At 38.3% G+C, this 19094-nt stretch carries 21 protein-coding genes; 12 read left to right on the forward strand and 9 right to left on the reverse strand.

Features of this window, described 5'->3' with window-relative positions; genetic code table 11:
- Window positions 1-407 precede the first annotated feature (407 nt).
- From CXF85_RS12060 to CXF85_RS12100, 8 genes are all read left to right on the forward strand, one after another.
- Window positions 408-1712: an SIR2 family NAD-dependent protein deacylase gene (locus CXF85_RS12060; protein ID WP_232771173.1), complete on the forward strand. Its 1305-nt coding sequence runs from the start codon at window positions 408-410 to the stop codon at window positions 1710-1712.
- A gap of 105 nt (window positions 1713-1817) precedes the next feature.
- Complete coding sequence (locus CXF85_RS12065; RefSeq protein WP_101228810.1) at window positions 1818-2222, forward strand: hypothetical protein; 405 nt, start codon at window positions 1818-1820, stop codon at window positions 2220-2222.
- A gap of 461 nt (window positions 2223-2683) precedes the next feature.
- Window positions 2684-3115: a hypothetical protein gene (locus CXF85_RS12075; protein WP_101228812.1), complete on the forward strand. Its 432-nt coding sequence runs from the start codon at window positions 2684-2686 to the stop codon at window positions 3113-3115.
- Between the two features lie 156 nt (window positions 3116-3271).
- Complete coding sequence (locus CXF85_RS12080; RefSeq protein WP_101228814.1) at window positions 3272-3790, forward strand: hypothetical protein; 519 nt, start codon at window positions 3272-3274, stop codon at window positions 3788-3790.
- Between the two features lie 113 nt (window positions 3791-3903).
- On the forward strand, window positions 3904-4164 hold the full coding sequence (locus CXF85_RS12085) for a hypothetical protein (protein WP_101228816.1): 261 nt from the start codon (window positions 3904-3906) through the stop codon (window positions 4162-4164).
- A gap of 104 nt (window positions 4165-4268) precedes the next feature.
- Window positions 4269-4634 carry a hypothetical protein gene (locus CXF85_RS12090; RefSeq protein WP_157829094.1) on the forward strand — a complete coding sequence of 122 codons (366 nt, stop codon included), beginning with the start codon at window positions 4269-4271 and terminating at the stop codon, window positions 4632-4634.
- Window positions 4635-5139: 505 nt separating this feature from the next.
- Window positions 5140-5688 (forward strand): type VI secretion system amidase effector protein Tae4, encoded by a 549-nt coding sequence (locus CXF85_RS12095; RefSeq protein WP_101228819.1) that lies wholly within the window; start codon window positions 5140-5142, stop codon window positions 5686-5688.
- Window positions 5685-5906 carry a hypothetical protein gene (locus CXF85_RS12100; protein WP_101228820.1) on the forward strand — a complete coding sequence of 74 codons (222 nt, stop codon included), beginning with the start codon at window positions 5685-5687 and terminating at the stop codon, window positions 5904-5906. Before CXF85_RS12095 ends, CXF85_RS12100 begins: the two co-directional genes overlap by 4 nt.
- Before the next feature lie 93 nt (window positions 5907-5999).
- On the opposite strand, the gene CXF85_RS12105 is transcribed toward CXF85_RS12100, so the two are convergent.
- Window positions 6000-6287, reverse strand: a complete 288-nt coding sequence (locus CXF85_RS12105; RefSeq protein ID WP_101228821.1) for a type II toxin-antitoxin system RelE family toxin — start codon at window positions 6285-6287, stop codon at window positions 6000-6002.
- Entirely contained in the window at window positions 6277-6525 is a 249-nt protein-coding gene (locus CXF85_RS12110; protein ID WP_101228823.1) for a type II toxin-antitoxin system Phd/YefM family antitoxin, read from the reverse strand. Before CXF85_RS12110 ends, CXF85_RS12105 begins: the two co-directional genes overlap by 11 nt.
- Before the next feature lie 169 nt (window positions 6526-6694).
- Between CXF85_RS12110 and CXF85_RS12115 the strand changes: the two genes are divergently transcribed.
- From CXF85_RS12115 to CXF85_RS12125, 3 genes are all read left to right on the forward strand, one after another.
- Window positions 6695-7159, forward strand: a complete 465-nt coding sequence (locus tag CXF85_RS12115; RefSeq protein WP_101228825.1) for a GNAT family N-acetyltransferase — start codon at window positions 6695-6697, stop codon at window positions 7157-7159.
- Window positions 7160-7303: 144 nt separating this feature from the next.
- A complete protein-coding gene (locus CXF85_RS12120) occupies window positions 7304-7759 on the forward strand; it encodes a hypothetical protein (RefSeq protein WP_101228905.1) in 456 nt (151 codons plus the stop codon).
- A 127-nt stretch (window positions 7760-7886) separates the two neighbouring features.
- Complete coding sequence (locus CXF85_RS12125) at window positions 7887-8687, forward strand: alpha/beta fold hydrolase (protein WP_101228827.1); 801 nt, start codon at window positions 7887-7889, stop codon at window positions 8685-8687.
- A 50-nt stretch (window positions 8688-8737) separates the two neighbouring features.
- On the opposite strand, the gene CXF85_RS12130 is transcribed toward CXF85_RS12125, so the two are convergent.
- The 7 genes from CXF85_RS12130 to CXF85_RS12160 all read right to left on the reverse strand — a co-directional run bounded on the left by CXF85_RS12130 (window position 8738) and on the right by CXF85_RS12160 (window position 18097).
- A complete protein-coding gene (locus CXF85_RS12130; protein WP_232771174.1) occupies window positions 8738-9535 on the reverse strand; it encodes an IclR family transcriptional regulator in 798 nt (265 codons plus the stop codon).
- 147 nt (window positions 9536-9682) lie between these two features.
- Window positions 9683-11173, reverse strand: a complete 1491-nt coding sequence (locus tag CXF85_RS12135; protein WP_101228831.1) for a CoA-acylating methylmalonate-semialdehyde dehydrogenase — start codon at window positions 11171-11173, stop codon at window positions 9683-9685.
- Between the two features lie 44 nt (window positions 11174-11217).
- Window positions 11218-12378 carry an iron-containing alcohol dehydrogenase gene (locus tag CXF85_RS12140; protein WP_101228833.1) on the reverse strand — a complete coding sequence of 387 codons (1161 nt, stop codon included), beginning with the start codon at window positions 12376-12378 and terminating at the stop codon, window positions 11218-11220.
- Window positions 12379-12464: 86 nt separating this feature from the next.
- On the reverse strand, window positions 12465-13343 hold the full coding sequence (locus CXF85_RS12145) for an enoyl-CoA hydratase (protein WP_101228835.1): 879 nt from the start codon (window positions 13341-13343) through the stop codon (window positions 12465-12467).
- 31 nt (window positions 13344-13374) lie between these two features.
- Window positions 13375-14643, reverse strand: coding sequence for a CaiB/BaiF CoA transferase family protein (locus tag CXF85_RS12150; protein ID WP_101228837.1), 1269 nt, complete (start codon window positions 14641-14643; stop codon window positions 13375-13377).
- A gap of 759 nt (window positions 14644-15402) precedes the next feature.
- The gene (locus CXF85_RS12155; RefSeq protein ID WP_101228839.1) at window positions 15403-16380 is read right to left on the reverse strand and encodes a tetratricopeptide repeat protein; all 978 of its coding nucleotides are present in this window, start codon (window positions 16378-16380) and stop codon (window positions 15403-15405) included.
- A gap of 811 nt (window positions 16381-17191) precedes the next feature.
- Entirely contained in the window at window positions 17192-18097 is a 906-nt protein-coding gene (locus tag CXF85_RS12160) for a LysR family transcriptional regulator (RefSeq protein WP_232771175.1), read from the reverse strand.
- 167 nt (window positions 18098-18264) lie between these two features.
- Between CXF85_RS12160 and CXF85_RS12165 the strand changes: the two genes are divergently transcribed.
- The gene (locus CXF85_RS12165; protein ID WP_101228841.1) at window positions 18265-18969 is read left to right on the forward strand and encodes a pirin family protein; all 705 of its coding nucleotides are present in this window, start codon (window positions 18265-18267) and stop codon (window positions 18967-18969) included.
- Window positions 18970-19094: the final 125 nt, after the last annotated feature.

Raw genomic sequence — 19094 nt, forward strand, 5'->3', positions numbered from 1 at the left:
TCGCTTCGCTACACAATTTTAGCCAACCATTACTTAGCCTGTTATTTGGGCGTTAGCAGGCACCACTTAGTTCGAATTAATTATGTGGTTAGCTTTGCACTTCACATCAAAGGATTGGTGTTTGTTTCCCTTCCTTTTCGTGAAAATTATTTTAGTTTAATAAATTGCTAAGCATTCTATGTTATTGTTTATCAATCAAGTTTAGTGGGTAAGTGGCGCAGTAATTTAACTTCTCACTCCCACTAATTTAATTTTAGCGTTAGCCGTGGGTTTAGTGTTTTTAACTACCTGCTGCTAACAAGGTATTCAAACGGACACGTACAGTTTGCTCGCGCTCCGCGCAGTTTAGCAAAGTGTACTTAGCCGCTTAATATAAGCGTTAGAGGCTTTCGAAGTCGGAGCAAAATTTGGATCCTTATTATGAATTAGCATATGCTTTGGAATCAAAATCCTTATGTCTATTTGTAGGCACTGGATTTTCAATGCATATCACAAATGGAAAAGCACCTAACTGGTTAGAGTTACTCCAGAAATGCTGTAAAAAAATTGCAGATGGTGATGAATTATCGGAACAATTATTTCCTGATGGCAAACCCATAATGCCTTTAGAAGAATGCGCTAGTGTAATCAAAGTTAAAATGGATGTTCAAGGGAAATGCCTCCATACAGAAATATCTAAAATTATAAAAAAAGTAAAAGTTGGATCCAATGCCAAAGTAACTAAGGATTTTTTAAATAAATTTCCTTATTTAAAAGCTATAACAACAAACTATGATTTACTTTTTGAAAGCGAATTGCTTGATAAAGATATGTCTACCTCTTACTCAAGTGGTTATCCTGTTAGCAGACAACCAAAGGGAGTTGAGATCTACCATATGCATGGGTCTATCAAATACCCCTCTAAAATGGTAGTAACTGCGGAAGACTACTTCAGGTTTATTAATAAGCCAGATTATTTTTCAAGTAAAGTACAAACTTTAATTGAAGAAAATACAACAATCATAATGGGTTACTCTTTAGGTGATATAAATTTCAAGTCAATTCTTAACAAGCTACGTACAAACAGACAGCATGATATTAATAGGCAACACCTATTCTTCTTATCTAGATCCAAAGTTGATGGCCTTTTGAAAGATTATTATGATCGGACTTACGGTTTAAGAGTTATTGATGAAACTGATATCGATATATTTATTAAGAATATTTCTAAAAAGCATAAATTAATAAAAGATCGGGTTTCAAAATCTAGAGCTTTGTTAATTCCTGTTTTAGAAGGCACTCAAAAATTTACGGATTCTTATTTAAAGAAGAGAGAATCATTTTTCGAAATACTTTCAACACTTTCTTCAAATGGAATAATAGTTTCGCATTCGAATGTAGTAAATTTTCTTAAAGACGTACTGAAAAGGAAAAGAGGGTTTACCGGTGAAAGTGGTGCTTGGAACCAATATGTTCACCTAGCAAGCTGGTTAGTCCAATTAGGTGCGATTATGGATATTAGTGAGACCCCACTTGAAGAAATATATTTAGCTGCAGTTGAAAAGTCTTTTGATAACATGTCTAAAAGACAAGTTTTGGGACTGTCTTGGGAATCTTTTAATATTTGGAAGCAGGGGTGGCAGCATCTGACTTATCAAAATAGGGTTATGATCTGTAGCTATGTAAAAGACAAAAACCTGTCAGAAGATGTAGATGAAGTTATTGAACAATAGCCTCTAACAAGTTACTCAAACGGACGCTAAACTGTTGGCTAGCTTCGTTCCTCGCTATTTTAGCCAACAATTTCGCGCCGCTTAGTAAGGCGTTAGGTTACTAATATGCAGTGTCCATTTTGCACTTATCGGAGAAAGAAAAGCGATTCTAATCCTCATTGGCAATGTCCTAGTTGTGAAAAAGCATATAACAAAGTTCATACTAAAGATTTAAAAAACAATTCAAGGTTTGGAAGTAGCGTTACTTATAATGATAGGCTTAGTGATTTTATAACTAATTTTGTTCCGAATGTTAAAGGAATATTAACAATAGCCTTATCCATATTTTTTATATTTTGGGGCATTGAAGAGTTTCTAATAGAAGGCGTTTATTACACATCTAATTATTATCAGTATTTCCAAATGGTTCTAGGTAATGATTTATTTATACTTAGTGTTTTAGTGTTTTTCTTTCTATTTTTTATCGGTGCTGTTATTTTTATCGGGCGAAAAGTAATTGGTAGTGATTAAAACACGGTTAAGGTTTATGTAACCTAACAAGCTAATTAATAAGGACAAAAAACAGTTGGCTGTTTTCGTTCCTCAACATTTTAGCCAACAATTTTTTGCCCATTATTAGGGCGTTATGTTTAAATGGAGAATATTGAAATGGACGTTGTTACATCTGGTATGGGGGTATTCGCCGCCTTGTTTTATCTACTATTAATACTCTTATGGATTACAGTGCCTGTATTTGTTTTTTTAATATCCAAAAGGGTAAAACAGATGCTTACTGTTATAGAATCGTCTCAGTCTGAAATTAAAGAATTAAACGCAAGCATCAAGTATTTAAAACGTAAATATAATGAATCTAATGAGTAATTAAACATAACAAGCAATTCAACAGGACTAAAAACAGTGGGCTATCGCTTCGCTCATTTTAGCCCACAATTTTTAGCTCGTTAATTGGGCGTTAGCAGTACAAGGAAGTTATGAGCAAGCAAATCTGGGATATCACTCTTCAAGACTTATCAGATCATTCTGTTTGGCATTTTCCTATATGGAAAGACGATAGCTGTGATGAAACAATTATTTCCCCTGCAAATGAAAGTGATGCTTTAAACCCTAACTCAAACATCATCGTTAAAGCCCAATTTATTGATGCAGTCGGTTCTGAATTTGTAGGTTTTATATATTACGGTTTAACTGAAATTGGATATTCTCAACCATGTATGTTCGTAAAAAGTGAAATTGTAAATTTTTGGTTTGGTATTTCTAAACCAAACGAAGTTGGTTTAATTAAGCTTAACTTTCCAATAGTAGCCACATCAATTCCGGTTTATGGTTTAGAATCTAAATCAGTGAAGATTGATGGTTACGGTTATATAAATGAAGACTCTAGCACTTGCGTAATGCACTGCTAACAAGGCGTTCAAACGGACAAAAAACAGTTGGCTGTTTTCACTCCGTTCAACATTTTAGCCAACAATTTTTTGCCGCTTAACGTGGCGTTAGCATGAATACGCTTGATTTCGAGTCTTGCATTTCAATTTACTATTTAACCCATAAGGAAATACCGAATGTCAGAAACTATTAATGCTTTATCAAAAGAAATTGTTGATGTTTTAATAAAACATAACATTGTCCCTTCATCAACCGAGTACGATGCTGTTGAAAGTGTTTATGACGTCAGAGAGTTAATTGCTGAGCATGATTCAGATAAAATATTTGGCGTTTGGGTTGAAGACATTGGTACGGAAGATGACGCAGGAGAAGATTATGAAGAAATATTACAAATGTTCTCAAGTCGCTCAGATGGTAAAGTGACATTTGATAACTTACAGTCTCAAACTGATGGTGATAATGTCACACTCACTTTTTCCTTCAATGGACTTGAAAAAAAGTGGGAGTTTGAACAAGAATCTGATCATCTTAGCTCTGAATTTTTAAACAACCTTCTGAACATTCAAAAAGAAAATAATGATGGAATGTTTGTCTCTTTACTTAATGATGATATGCCAGAGTTTTACTTTGTTCCTAGCGAAGTCTTTGCCGTATTAACAAAGCACGAAGCCATCACTGTCCCATACGAATATTAGTGTTATTTCATGCTAACAAGCTATTAAACAAGGACAAAAAACAGTTTGCTGTTTTCGTTCCTCAACATTTTAGCAAACAATTTTTTGCCTGTTAATAGGGCGTTAGGTTAAATATGGATAATCTCCAAGTTTTATTATCAAATGTAACGATTTTGAGAACTGGACATGATGGTGGTCATTTATATTTAATGGGCAAAACTGATGTTCCTGCATACGGTAAAACGGATGCTTACTGTTATTTTGAGAGTAAAATCGCAGAGCGAGAATTCGAAAGCAATTGGAACAACTCTGATCTTGTTATCACTAGTTCAAGGTGGGAGTTTAATAAAGGTACAGGTTTAAGCCTTCATGAAATTTCGTGGTCTTTAACCTAACAAGGCGTTCAAACGGACAAAAAACAGTTGGCTGTTTCACTCCGTTCACAATTTTAGCCAACAATTTTTTGCCGCTTAACGTGGCGTTAGCAGGAAAAGGAATTATGCAGAAGTCTTCGATTATATTTGGTTTAATTATGTTTGTTACCGCATTTATCTTAACCTATTTCAAAATCTCTAAAGTTAATGGTACGGATATCGACTTAATATTGAACCTGCTAATAACATCAACTATTCTAGCGGTGCCGTCGGCTATTGCTTTCTTTTACGGAGTCAAGAAAAGCACTATAATCCCCACAATCAAACAAATAGTAATGGCAGTAGCATTTGCCTTTTTGCTCGGCAATACGACAGCTATGTTTTTTGGTTTAAGAGAAATTAGTTGGTTTTTATTTGCATTGGTAGTCATTATTCTTTCATATCTTGCGCCTATTCAATTTTTAAAACCAAAAGAGGCTGTTGGTGAATAACCTGCTAACAAGGCAATCAAACGGACACGTACAGTGTGCTCGCGCTCCGCGCAGTATAGCAAAGTGTACTTAGCCGCTTATCGCGGCGTTAGTTGCCGCAACTTGTTCGAGTAAATTTATTTATTTATTAAACGTGCGGTATTTCACATCAAAGGATTGGTGTTTTTCTCCTTCCTTTTTTTTTCAATTTTTAGTTTTTAAAAGTCGTTTTGTGTTCTTGGCTACACAGTTTTCGCCTTAGTTTTGCAAGGTAAAAACAATTAGCAAAAGGCGTAAACGGCTCAAAGTTCACGGTTTGTGGCAAAGTTGCGGGTTTGTATTTATTGCATCTTCCGCTTATCCCGTGAACATGGTAACTTACTGTTAGTTATGTGATTTAACGCGCAGCAACTAACAAGGCAATCAAACGGACAGTTGGCTCGGTTCCGCTTCGCTTCACATTTTAGCCAACAATACTTAGCCGCTTATTGTGGCGTTGGTATTTATTCGAGGCAAGGAGAGCTCAATGATTACATTTAAAAAACTATGGGATAATCACCCTACAAATACAGATATAGAAAACCCATGCACAACTAAAGGTAAGAAAAAATTTTCTAATCAATGCGCTATCCGTGTAGGCGTATCTTTAACAAAATGTGGAATAAAAACTACATCTATACCCGGAGCGACGCATTGTTGGCATGGACATGCAAAATCAGAGGGGCATGTAATAAGAGCTGAAGAATTGGCAAAAGGCTTAGATAAAATACAACTTTCAGGTTTAAGACCTGTGATCAAAATTGTTCCTAATGACTTCTCAAGTAAAATCAAAGGAAAAAAAGGGATAATATTCTTTAAAGACTATTGGCGAAGATCGCCATCAGGCAATAAAGAATCTTTTCGAAACCGTTCTGGTGATCACATTGATTTATGGAATGGAAGTAGTATGACGGATTCAACTTCTTGGGCCCGAATTAATCTTCGAATCGGTTCATTCGGATTGCACTCTATTACTGATGATTTTTCAGACTTTGAAGATTCAAAAGAAATATGGTTCTGGGAAACAATGCAATGAAGTATTTAACTGCATTAATATTTGGCTTTGTTTTTTTATTTGGTTTAAGTTTTTTAATCACACCATATCTTAACGAAATATATATTTATTATAACGATATACAGCCTGGACCTGATGGAGAAAGTGAGTTATTTAGCTTCTTTATGTATGTTCAATGGCCAGTGTTTTTCTTAATAGGACTTATCGTTGGCTACTTAATGCATATAAAATACCTATAAGAAATTAAACAAGGACAAAAACAGTTGGCTGTTTCACTCCGTTCACAATTTTAGCCAACAATTTTTTGCCGCTTAACGTGGCGTTAAGTTTCTCTAGTTGATGCGATCCATTGCCGCCTTATATACTTTTCCTTTATCGCGTTTTCCAACCGAGATCACGGTGACCGTAACTACACTATCATTTACTTCGTAAACTAACCGATAACCCGCTTGCCTAAGCTTAATTTTATATAATTCGTTACCGCCAGATAGCTTAGCGCTTTCAATATGTGGGTTGCTTAAAACATCGGTTAATTTTTTCTTAAACTGTGATTGAATTGTCGCACCTAACTTTTTCCACTCTTTAAGTGCAGACTTTTTAAATTCTAAATCATAGGTCATTTAAACTAACCTTTATACTTGCTTCGTTTTTGCGTTGTGCAACAATTGCAAGTAACTCTAAATCTTCAATATGATCCATCATAAACTCATAAGTCTCTGCTGGTATGCAATAAAATGCAGGTTCATTTCTATTCAATACAGCAATAGCTTCTCCGTGAGCACTCAATGCGACCTTCATAGGGTTTGCTTTAAGCTCACTAATACTTGCAGCTGCTTCAGTTAATATTCTAGTTGTCATGCTTTACTCAGTACGTTAAAGTGGTCTTTAATTAAGGCTAGTATAAACAACGAAACTTAACAAGTCACTCAAAAGGACAAATAACAGTTGGTTTTTGCTCCTTCGTCGCTTATTTTAACCAACTATTATTTGCCTCTTAGTGAGGCGTTGGCTGAATAAGGAGGCATCGGTGCTTATTATCAGAAAGTTTCAAAATGGTGATGAATTAGCTTTAAGAGAAATCTTTTTTAATACAATCCGAAACGTGAATATTAAAGACTATTCTGAAGTACAGGTTCAAGCTTGGGCTCCAGATGATTATAACCAATCTGAATGGTATAAACGTATTAGCTCTATTAATCCTTTTGTGGCTGTTTTAGATAGCGAAATTGTAGGTTATGCAGATATTCAAGATGATGGTTATATCGACCATTTTTTTTGTCATTGGAATCATCAAGGTAAAGGTATTGGTAAAGCCCTAATACACAAACTAATCGCTGCAGGGCAAAAGAAATGTATTAATCGTTTATATTCTCATGCAAGTATTACCGCAAAACCATTTTTTGAGCATTTCGGTTTCAAAGTGGTTAAAAAGCAACAAGTAAAAATTCGCGGTCAAGTGCTTACTAATTATGTACTGGAAAAATTTGTGTAAATTCAGCTATAAGAAATTAAACAAGGACAAATAACCGTTGGCTGTTTGCTCCTGCGTCGCTTATTTTAGCCAACAATTATTTGCCCATTAACGAGGGCGTTAGCTACTCCTCATTACTTTTGATTAAGGTGTTCGATTTTGGATATGAAAAAAATATTAATCTGTTTGTCTTTTATGATACCTAGTGTTGCATTTGGTTGTCCGTCATTAGAGGGGACTTGGTCATCTTCTATAGAAAAATTTGAAACCTTCAATAAACGATGGGCAAACATAGATAACAAAGCTTGGTCTTTTATGATCCAAACGCAAGGGCATGAAGTTATTACGTTCCAGAGCAACACAATGATGATTATTGCTACCCCTGAATTGGAACTCAAAATGGGTGAAAGAAAAATAAAGCGTGCACCTAAAGAAGAGCGTATAAACATCAATGTATTAGGCTGTACGGATAAGAATATCGTTTTGAAGTACGAAAGAAATGGTGTAGTAAAAATATCACAATTGCACTTTGAAAATGATGAAACCTTTTGGGAATATATGGGGGTTGCTGGTAGAAGCGGTAACGGACATATAAGAGAGTATTACACTAAAACTCAGTAAACGTAGCTATAAGCCAATAAAGCAGGTCTGCTAACAGTTTGCTCAGTTCCGCTTCGCTACACATTTTAGCAAACTATTAACAGCCCCTTATTGGGGAGTTAGCCCTTTTTCATAGTATGGAGACAAAATGAAATTTTTAGCATTAACCTCACTGTTATTCTCTTTTTCTTGTTTAGCGCAAGTACAAACAATCAATATTGGCGATTTTGATATTGAATATGAATTGTCAGGCTCAGGTAAACATATTGTTTTACTTGAAGCCGGAATGACACGTGACTTAAGTGACTGGGATACTATTATTCCAGATATATCAAAAATGGCACGAGTAATACGTTATTCAAGAGCTGGTAATGGAAACTCATCGAAAACCAATCAACAATTTAGTGCTGAGCAATATGTCAATCATACAAAAAGCTTACTAGACGCCTTAAAAATTAATGAACCCATTATTCATATTTCTCATTCATATGGTGGAATGTTAGCAAGAGCGTTTGCTGGTAAATATCCTAATTCAGTAAATGCTTTACTTTTAATAGACCCTTCCACGGAGCATGATTTAGATATAGTAAAAAAAATAGATCTCTCTAGAGCAATAAAAGAAACCAAATGGATGAAAAGTATAGGCATCAAAGATGGCATGGCTAATGAGTATTTAGATTATTGGGCAAAAAGACCAATGCCAAATTTCGATGAAATTGGTGATAAGCCATTAACAATAATTACTTCTATTAAAAAGTTTGAGAATCCAGTCGTACTGCAAATAACAGATTTAGGTAGAGAAAAAATGGCTAAAGCACTTAAGGTTTGGGCTGAAACTTTTCCACAAGGTAAAGCTGTTTTAACTAAAAAGAGTAATCACTTTATTCAAAAAGAAGAGCCTGAATTGGTTTTAAAAGAATTAGCTGAATTGATAGCTAAGTTGAAATAAAAGGTGTCCGTTTTATCGGGGGATAGATCATGTTGTGAATCGCAGGGCTATTATTGTTCTTTGAGCAGTTCACCTAATTCGATGGCTGCCTGACGCAATACTGATTCATACTCGAGTAACTCATCTAAACTTTTGCGGATAACCGGGGCATGAGTGAAAAGACAAGCAAACAACTTGCCGTCCTGATCTTTAATGGGTACCGCACAGGCAACCATACCATCGACAAATTCTTCGTTATCCGTTCCTAGCTCATTTGCCTCAATCTTTAATAGCTCGCTTTCTAATAACCCCGGCTCAGTCAATGTATTACGTGCCAACTTGTCCAGTGATAGTTTACTGACAATACGGTGACGACGCTCTTTGGGCAGAGAGCTTAAATAAAGTTTACCGCTGGCAGTACACCATACAGGCGTATGACTGCCGACAGGTAAATGGATCCGCAACGGCCAATTAGTTTGAACACGATCGTAATAGATCATATCAGTACCATCGGGAATCGAGATACCGCAAGTTTCACCAATGGTTTCCGCCAGGTTTTTTAATATAGCCTGACGCAACGCTTTAAAACGGCTGCTATGGAGCACCCCTAAAGCGATATTATGCATGCGGTCACCTGGAAGCAACAAGCCACGCATATTAATTTGTATATAATTATCAGCTTCAAGTTGCTGCAATAAACGATGTATACTCGGTTTTGGAATATCGAGTAAAAAGGCCAATTCAGCAGGTGACATAGGTCGCTCGGCACGAGAAATAGCCTCGATAATTTCGAGTACCCGAGTTATAGATGATCCTTTTTCTCTTCGCTGAGCTGTCATTTTATATCCTGTCATAAATTTCGTGTTCATTATAAGCAAGCCTGACATAGATAGGCAAGCAACAACAGTGTCAAGAACACTTCTCATAAATGATAAAGGCTAGCCTATCGATGATAAAGACTAGCCAATAGGAGCTCATGCACAACGCGCGAGCAATCTTAATTATGCTTGGTTAACTTAAGTTGGCATTGAAAACTGTGCACCTTCACGAACTCCGGCAGAAGGCCAACGCTGGGTAACCGTTTTACGTTTGGTGTAAAAGCGTACCGCATCTGGACCGTAGGCATGTAAATCACCAAACAAAGAACGCTTCCAACCACCAAAACTGTGATATGCAACAGGAACAGGCAGTGGCACGTTGATACCCACCATACCCACTTGTATGTTGTCAGAGAAATAACGCGCCGCTTCACCGTCACGGGTAAAGATACAAGTACCATTGCCATATTCGTGGGCATCAATTAAATCCATGGCTTCTTGCATTGTTTGTACCCTAACAACCTGTAATACCGGACCAAAAATCTCTTCTTTATAACTCACCATATCAGCCGTAACATTATCGATTAGCGTACCACCAACAAAGAAACCATCCGAATAACCTTCAACCTGTGGGTTTCGACCATCAACGACAATCGTTGCGCCCTGCTCCTGGGCATGATTAATATAACCAACCACTTTGTCACGATGTTGGGCGGTAATAACGGGGCCAAAATCATTGCTGCTTTCGCTAAATGCACCCACTTTAAGTCCTGCCATCGCCTTAGTCATTTTTTCAACTAAGGCATCACCAGCGACATCACCAACGGCAACAGCAACAGATAATGCCATGCAACGCTCACCAGAAGAGCCAAAGGCAGCACCCAGTAACTGATTAACTGCATTGTCCATATCAGCATCTGGCATCACGATGGCATGATTTTTAGCGCCACCTAATGCCTGACAACGTTTACCATTCGCGTTAGCGGTAGCATAAATATATTCAGCAATTGGTGTTGAGCCAACAAAGCTAACGGCTTTAACACGTTGATCAGACAACAACACATCAACTGCGACCTTGTCGCCATTAACTACATTCATCACACCATCGGGTAGTCCCGCTTCTTTTAATAACTGAGCAATAAATAATGTTGAGCTTGGATCGCGCTCTGACGGTTTCAAAATGAAACAATTACCACAAGCAATAGCCATTGGAAACATCCACAGTGGCACCATCGCAGGGAAATTAAATGGCGTGATACCAGCAACAACACCTAAAGGCTGAAATTCACTCCATGAATCAATATTTGGTCCAACATTTTTACTGTGCTCCCCTTTTAATAATTCTGGTGCGCCACAAGCATATTCAACATTCTCGATACCGCGTTGTAATTCGCCCGCAGCATCATGGGATATTTTACCGTGCTCTTCACCTATCATTTTGCAAATTTTATCGGCATTGGCTTCAAGCAATTCTTTAAAACGAAACATCACTCGCGCACGTTTGATCGGCGTCGTATTACGCCATGCAGGGAATGCAGCTTGAGCACAGCTAATTGCTTGCTCTACTGTTTCAACAGAAGCTAATGCCACTTGTCGAATCGCCTGACCCGTTGCTGGGTTAAATACATCTTGAGTGCGAGTAGCATCGGTGCTGATTTCACCGTTAATTAAGTGTCCAATAGTATTCATAAATAATTCCTAATATTAAAAAATAATAATTTAACTAGCAGGGTTTAATCCCACAGCCCTTGATAAATAGCGACCATATCGCTGATAGACGGTTCAATCGGGTTATTAGCTGGAGAGCCTGAAGCTAATGCTTGCTCGGCCATGGTTTGACAAACGTCGAAAAATTCATCGCGCTTAATACCAAATTGCTCTGGCGTTGGCACAGCTAATTCATCGTTCAATGCACGAAGTTCAATTAATAGTTTCTGATTAGCGATCTCATTGCTGTCTTGCGCGGTTGTGATACCCATAGCTCGCGCACAATCAGCATAGCGTTCTGCTGCCGCTGGCATTGAGTAAGCGGTAACACTTGGTAATAACATTGCATTTGAAAGGCCATGGGGCACATGAAAAAAAGCACCTATCGGGCGACTCATGCCATGCACTAAGGCCACTGATGCATTAGAAAACGCAACGCCAGCTAAGGTAGAACCAAGCATCATAGCTTCACGAGCACGTTGATCTTCACCATTGTGATAGGCTTTGCGCAAGTTTGGTCCAATCAATTTCATCGCAGCAATTGCCTGACTATCACTGTATGGATTGGCTTTTTTACTCACATAAGCTTCAATAGCATGGGTTAATGCATCAATGCCAGTATCGGCGGTTATTCTTGGCGGCAAACTGATGGTTAACTTATAATCCACCAACGCCGCAACGGGCATAAAACCAATGCCGACACAAAGCATTTTTTCATCAGTGGTTTCATCAGTGATGATGGTAAACCTTGTTACTTCAGAGCCAGTCCCAGCAGTGGTAGGTACTGCAATGACAGGCAAGCCTTGTTCCATGACCATGCGGGGAAAGCGATAATCTTGCATCACGCCGCCATGTTTGGCCAAAATCGCGATCGCCTTCGCACTATCAATCGGGCTTCCGCCACCTAGAGCAATAATACAGTCGTAATTACCCTTCTGTGCCTTTTCAACACCCGCTTGAATGGATTCTACCGTGGGCTCTGGCACAGTATCATCAAAGATAGGGGCAGAAATATTTTGTGCTCCTAAACTCATTTGAATACGACCGGCATATCCCAGTGCTACCATCATTTTGTCGGTAATGATCAAGGGGCGGTTGCAGCCAAGGCTAACTAATATATTAGGTATTTGCAGGATAGCATCTTCACCTACCTGCATAATACGTGGCAGAATAACTTGAGTAGACATATCAACTTCTCTCTATTTTTTAAACATAAGGGCTTGTGGTTTCTTCAATATCAAAGGTCTCACCACCACCCGCGAATTAGATTATTCTAACGATGACGAAAAACAGGTGCTCGCTTGGCGATAAACGCATGCATACCTTCTTTTTGCCCTTCTGTAGCAAAGGCTGCCTGAAATAACCGACGCTCATGACGCATTCCTTCAGTTAGGCTGGTCTCAAAGGCTACGTTTACCGCTTCTTTAGCCATACGTACCGCAGGACTGTTATACCCTGCAATAGTATGTGCTGCTTCTAGTGCGGTTTGTAACAGCTCTTTACCCGGCACAACTCTCGCTACTAGGCCAGCAGCTTTTGCTTCATGAACATCAATTGTTCGACCGGTTAAGACAAGGTCCATCGCCAGTGACTTACCGACTGCATTAGCCAAGCGTTGTGAGCCACCGATACCAGGTAAAATACCAAGCTTAATTTCTGGTTGTCCAAACTGGGCATCTTCAGAGGCAATGATAAAATCACACATCAACGCTAGCTCACAGCCCCCACCTAGCGCATAACCACTAACGGCAGCAATGATAGGTTTACTGATTGAACGCAATTCATCCCAGGGTGCAAAGATATCGTCACAATAAAATTCGGCGTAAGTCAGATTTGCCATTTCCTCAATATCTGCCCCAGCGGCAAATGCTCTAGCACTGCCGGTAATAACAATCGCGCCAATATTATCGTCGGCGTCAAAGGCCTTTAAGGTATCAACAACTTCTCTGGCAAGTTGTCTACTTAGGGCATTTAGGCTTTTAGGCCTATGAAGGGTGATCATACCTACCCGTTCACGGCGTTCGACCAATATGGTTTCCATCGCTGCTACCGTCGGTTGAGCGGCAATTACAGATTCGGCATTTTCTTTGCTTTCTCTACTTTGCTGCTCTGTGCTATCGGGTTTAGATTTAACACCTTTTTTACTGTTCATAATTCGATTCTCTCTTTTGGCATATGAAGGATTAAGTGGCAGAAGTGGCTTTGGAATGACTCTCTAGCTCACTATCACCCGAATTCTTTTGAGGTTGAGGGCTCGGCGCATACGCACCGTTGTTTGCCATCAATTCTGCTAAGATTGCCTCGCGGTGCTCGTTAAGCGCTGGGGACTTGAGCGGTACCTCGGGATCAATTTCTGATACTGAGCTCATCTTTATTGGGTTACCGGCCGTTCGTATTGCTCTCTCGTTTTCCCCTTTTACTTTAACGATCATGTTACGAGCTAGGAGTTGTGGGTGGGTAAATAATTTATCAATGCTATTTATCGGTGAGCAAGGTACTCCAGCTTCATTGAGGGCATCAATCCAATGCTGCATTGGCTCGCTGAGTGTTATTGCCTCAACATCTTTAACCAGTTGTTTACGGTTTTGCACACGTAAATCGTTGGTTAAGAATTGTTCTTCTAAGGCCATTTGAGGAGAGCCTAACGCATCCATCATGAGCAAGAATAACGTATCATTACCGGCACAGATCACGAACTTTCCATCCTTTGCGGCAAAGGTTTCAAAGGGTGCAAGCGATGGATGATTGTCACCGGTGCGTGTTGGCACAATCCCTTCCACGTCATATCTTGCTAGTGCCGTTTCCATCAACGCCGCCTGGCAATCTAGCATGCCTATATCGACTCGAGTTCCTTGAGCATCACGGGTTCGACTATAGAGTGCCGACAAGATACCAATAACACCAAAGAGTGCCGCACCTAAGTCACCAAAGCTGGTGCCAACGCGAGCAGGCTCTTCATCTGGCCAGCCCGTCAAACTCATCACCCCGCCCATGGCCTGTACCACCATATCGTAGCCTGGTAATTCACTAAATGGGCCGCTGTGACCAAAACCTGAAATCGACGTATAAATAATATGAGGATGCGTTTTTTCAAGGCGCTCAGGCCCGTAACCCAGACGTTCCATCACTCCAGGTCGAAAATTCTCTACCACCACATCACAACTGTCCAACAGGCGCTCTAGTAGTTCGCGGTCGCGTGGTGATTTAATATCCAGTGAAATACTTTCTTTACCACGATTGAAGCACATGAAATAGGCCGAATCAACGCCAACAAAAGGCCCAAATGCACGCGTATCATCGCCAGTGCCAAATCGTTCAATTTTAATAACCCGCGCACCAAGATCCGCCAAAACCATGGTGCAATAAGGTCCTGCTAGCACACGAGAGAAGTCCAACACGGTAACTCCAGACAAAGGGCCTGGCTTTTCATCTGTTTCACTTATTTGATTCATAATTGCTAATCCGAAGGTTGGTTAAAACTTACGAGCAGTCAAAATGAGACAGAACGTATCGAATTAACAACACTACAGAAAGTCACATAATGAGTCAATACGTATCAATATATACTTTAGTAGTAGGGTGTTATTAACAATAGATATAAGTGATATGGAAGACTGCACTATCAATCAAACAACAATATCGCTTATATTCAAACAGTTAGTAACATAAAGCCACTAAACCCAATTGACTAAGGCTAACTTACAGGATTTGTTCAAATGCAGTGGTACATATGATTCAAGAGAATAATTATTCAGCTTTAACACTCAGGAGCTAACTTTTATGAAGTATTTTGAAATCGGTTTATCGCTAATAAAAGTGTCATGAGTATTTTTATTAGCAAGGGATTTAGCAGACATGAGTACAATAGATTTAATACATAAGAAATCACGTAAATCGGTATTAATATAATGTCCGCTTTACGTATTTCAAATCAAATTTGAGTATTTATTTTTCAAGTTTCAAGATGAAGATTTAGAACACTTCATTATCTAATGTAGGGAAGATTTTGTCGGATCAGTTACCGTTAGATAAGCCAAGCGTAAGGTCCGCTATCGTCTCAAAGCAGTCATCGAACTAGCCCCTCGCTCTATCGCTTTGAGGAAATAGCCCCCTAAGTTTTCATTTTAATTTAGACTGCTATGTACAAAAAGGGGATATTATTCAGGCCTAATTTAGCTCCATCTGCTCAAGGTAACTTATGTTCAGTTTTATTAGCTTATTAGCTTTTTAAGCTTCTTTTTTAGTTTCTTAATTTTACTTTTTAAATCGTCATCTTCACCAACATTAATATTGGCAATATAGCTTTGGGCTTTATCTAACTCTTTATTGTGAATATAAAGTTGTACCAAACGATACTCTGCCCATGGCTTATATTGTTCATCGGCTAATGGTATCGCCTCAATAAGTGACTCAATGCCTAATTCAATTTCTTGTCTTGATTCGGCAGAAACCTTACCTTGTTGATATAAAGCACGACTTTTTTCTTCATTGTCTTTGGCATGTTTTATTGCAAGATTTAAATCAATACGGGCTTTTTTCCACGCTTCATCTTTAATATAAGCACTTGCTCTAGTCAAATATAATGCAGCGCTTTCAGGAAATTCTTTTAAACCTTCAAGCAACGTTTGCTCGGCTAAATCAGCTTTTTCAATTTGCCAATAAACATTGGCTAGTTGTTCATAACCTTGCTCTTTATTAAAGCTTTGCAGTTGCTTTGCATAGGTAAGCGCTTTATCTGTATCACCACCTGCAATGCTCGGCGCTCCTAAATGAAAACCAATCAAGGTATTTAACGCATCTTCATGAACGGGGTTTAATTTAATTGTTTTATCCATCGCTTCTAGAAAATCTTCGGCATAACCTAGCTTTGAAAAAATACTCGCTTTTTGTGCCATGATCACTGCGCTAACACCTAAGTAATAATTTACGTCAATGTTTTCGGTATGGTCATCGCGTAATTCTTCAAAATAATCAAACGCTTCTTCAGTTTTATCTTTTTGCAATAAAATTCTGCCACTTAATATTTTCCCTTCAATACTTTGCTTCTCTTCCAAGGACAGTTCATTAAAAGCAATTTTAGCAGCTTTTACATCATCATTTTCTAAAGCCGTAGCAACAAGGGTAGTATCTGCGTAGCTCGTAATGCTCATTGCTGCGGATAAAGCTAAAGCAATTAATTTTTTATTCATTTTACTTCCTGTAATTATTTTTATTATATAATTTATGCTATTTGCGTTATCTATATTGTACTTTTTTGGAATCTTTGGTTACTAACCAAATCACTCTGACCATAACAATATGAAGTGGTTCAATTATATTGGCCACAATTTAATAGTGTCTAACTCGCTTCAGGGACGGAAGCGAGATAAAAATTTATTCTAATGTCAGCTACCCTTGAAAATAGCTGACATAAAAATGGAGTTTGTTGTTCTAATTACTAAGACCGCTTTGTGGCAGCTACTGCCCTTAGCAATCATTCCAAGAACCCTTCAATTATTAAAATTCTTCAGAGATCACCTTCATGTCAAAAATGTGCCTTGAGTTCAATCGATGGACGCAACACACATGTTATTTAGGTCAACTGATAGCCAATAGGTGGCGTTAACTTTTCAGGAAATAACAGCAGAGCAGAGATTCTTAAGCTTCCTTTTTCATTTAAAACCCACATCCATTCACAACTAAAAATATAACTATTACTTTTGCATGGCGTTAGATCTTAAATCCCCAAAGCGGACATTGGAATTATTTAAGTTTTAAATAAATTTAGGGTATTAAGTCTATGGCGGTTTCGCCCCCATTGCGAGTTAACCTTCACTATTACCACATAGATCTAGATATTTTATCGTTTTTTGTTTTAATGCATACATTAGGTTCTCAATATTCTCACGCCTTCTTATCGCCTTGAATTCAACCGCTGGTGGCAATACATTGGATAAATTTAATTGTTGGTGTTGTACTTACTATTAACCTTCCATCATCTAACTACATTAGTCATTCGAATTAGTTGAGCAATCGTTGTTTAAATACTATTTGAATGAAATCTACAAATGCCTTCACTTTCGGCAAATTAAGTCTGTGTTTAGGATATAGCGCATATACATCTACATCTGTCATGCCCCAGTTTGGCATCAGCTGTACTAACTTGTTATTCGCTACTTCTTCCTCGCACATATAATCCGGAATAATTGCGATCCCTATCCCCTCCAAGATCATTTGTTTTAGTATCAAAAAATCATCAACAAGCACCCTCGGCTTAACTTTTAACTCCTGCTGCTTTTCTTTGGATGTTAATAATATACGACCGCTACCTTGAATACTGCTCATCAATAGAAAATCAGCATGGCTCAGTTGTTCTATTGATTTTATTTCTCCATGATGTTTCATATACTCTGGGCTAGCGAATATCTTTCTTCCCACCTTACCAAGTCGTTTAGCGACCAAACGTGAATCAGACAGTTCACCAATACGAATAACTAAATCATAACCTTCATCAATCAGATCAACATGACTATTTAATAAACTTAGCTGTAAGTTTATCGCTGAATGTTGACGCAAAAACTGCCCCAATACGGGTTTAATAATTTCATGGCCCATGCCAACTGAAACACCAATACGCAGTTGTCCTTTAATTTCGGTTAGGCTCTGAGTGATAGATACCTCGGCTAGCTCTATCTCCTGACTGATACGTCGGCAATGAGCCAGGTAATGATTTCCCGCTTCTGTAATATGCTGTGTTCGAGTCGTTCGCTCTAATAAAGTCACCCCTAATTGTTGCTCTAAACGTGAAATTTTTCGACTTAAATTTGCCTTAGGCATATTTAATCGCTCTGCTGCCAGCGTAAAACTACCTGCATCTATTACGGCGATAAATAACATCATGTCGTTGAGATCTCTTGTCTTTGCCACGAAACACCTATTGTTGTTTTAAATGGAATAATGATTTTAATTTATCGGTATTTATTAAACAATAGTTATTTCATAAAATGGTTTCATCAACTGAGAAAACAACAAAATAAACAAAATAAACAAAATAAACAAAATAAACAAAATAAACAAAAAAAGAGATCATAATTATGAACATAATATCAAGAAATTCAGTATCACTAGGCGGTTTTGCAGGTATTAAAGAGCACAGATTAGTAACTGATAGTCGTATTTTTGGCAACCGTAAAAAACCAGGAACTTCAGAAGGATTAGGCAATATGGTTTACCTAGCGGATGCTAAGTACAACCCTAATGGCAAGTCTGGCATGCATCCACATAGCGAAATTGATGTAATTTCAGTGATTATTGACGGTAGAGTCAGCCATGAAGGCTCAATGGAACATGGTAAAGATCTTGTCGCTGGAGATGTTCAGGTGCAACGTGCCGGTGGTGAAGGTTTTGAGCATAATGAAATCAATCCTGACAATCGAAAAAATAGAATGTTGCAAATATGGGCTTTGCCAGAAGTTAAAGGGCAGCCCGCTGCATATAAATCCTATACACCTAAATTGGATGGTGCTACGCGCATTTATGGCGGAAATAAAAGCCAATCAGAAACCTTTGATAGCCATACCTTAATTGACATAGTGCACTTAAAAGCTGGAAAAAGCCTTATCTTAGACCGTGGACAATTATCCTACGTAATTACAGGCGAAGCGGTAATTAGAGAACTTAAAAACACCAAAAAAAGTGGCTATTACAATGTCAAAGAAGGCGATTTGATCCGCAGTAGAGATGCAAAAATAACAGCCTTGGATAATTTACATATGCTACTGGTAAGTAAGCAAGGATAAAATCAGTCAGGATGTTATTGACCCCTGTCCTTAGTACACAAAGTGGGACACCCATACTTTATTGGTTAGCGATGACCATTTAGCTTTTTTAAAGTATGGGTGTCCTACTTTAGTTAATAATACCG

It is taken from the genome of Colwellia sp. 75C3 (assembly GCF_002836255.1).
Taxonomy (GTDB): Bacteria; Pseudomonadota; Gammaproteobacteria; order Enterobacterales; family Alteromonadaceae; genus Colwellia.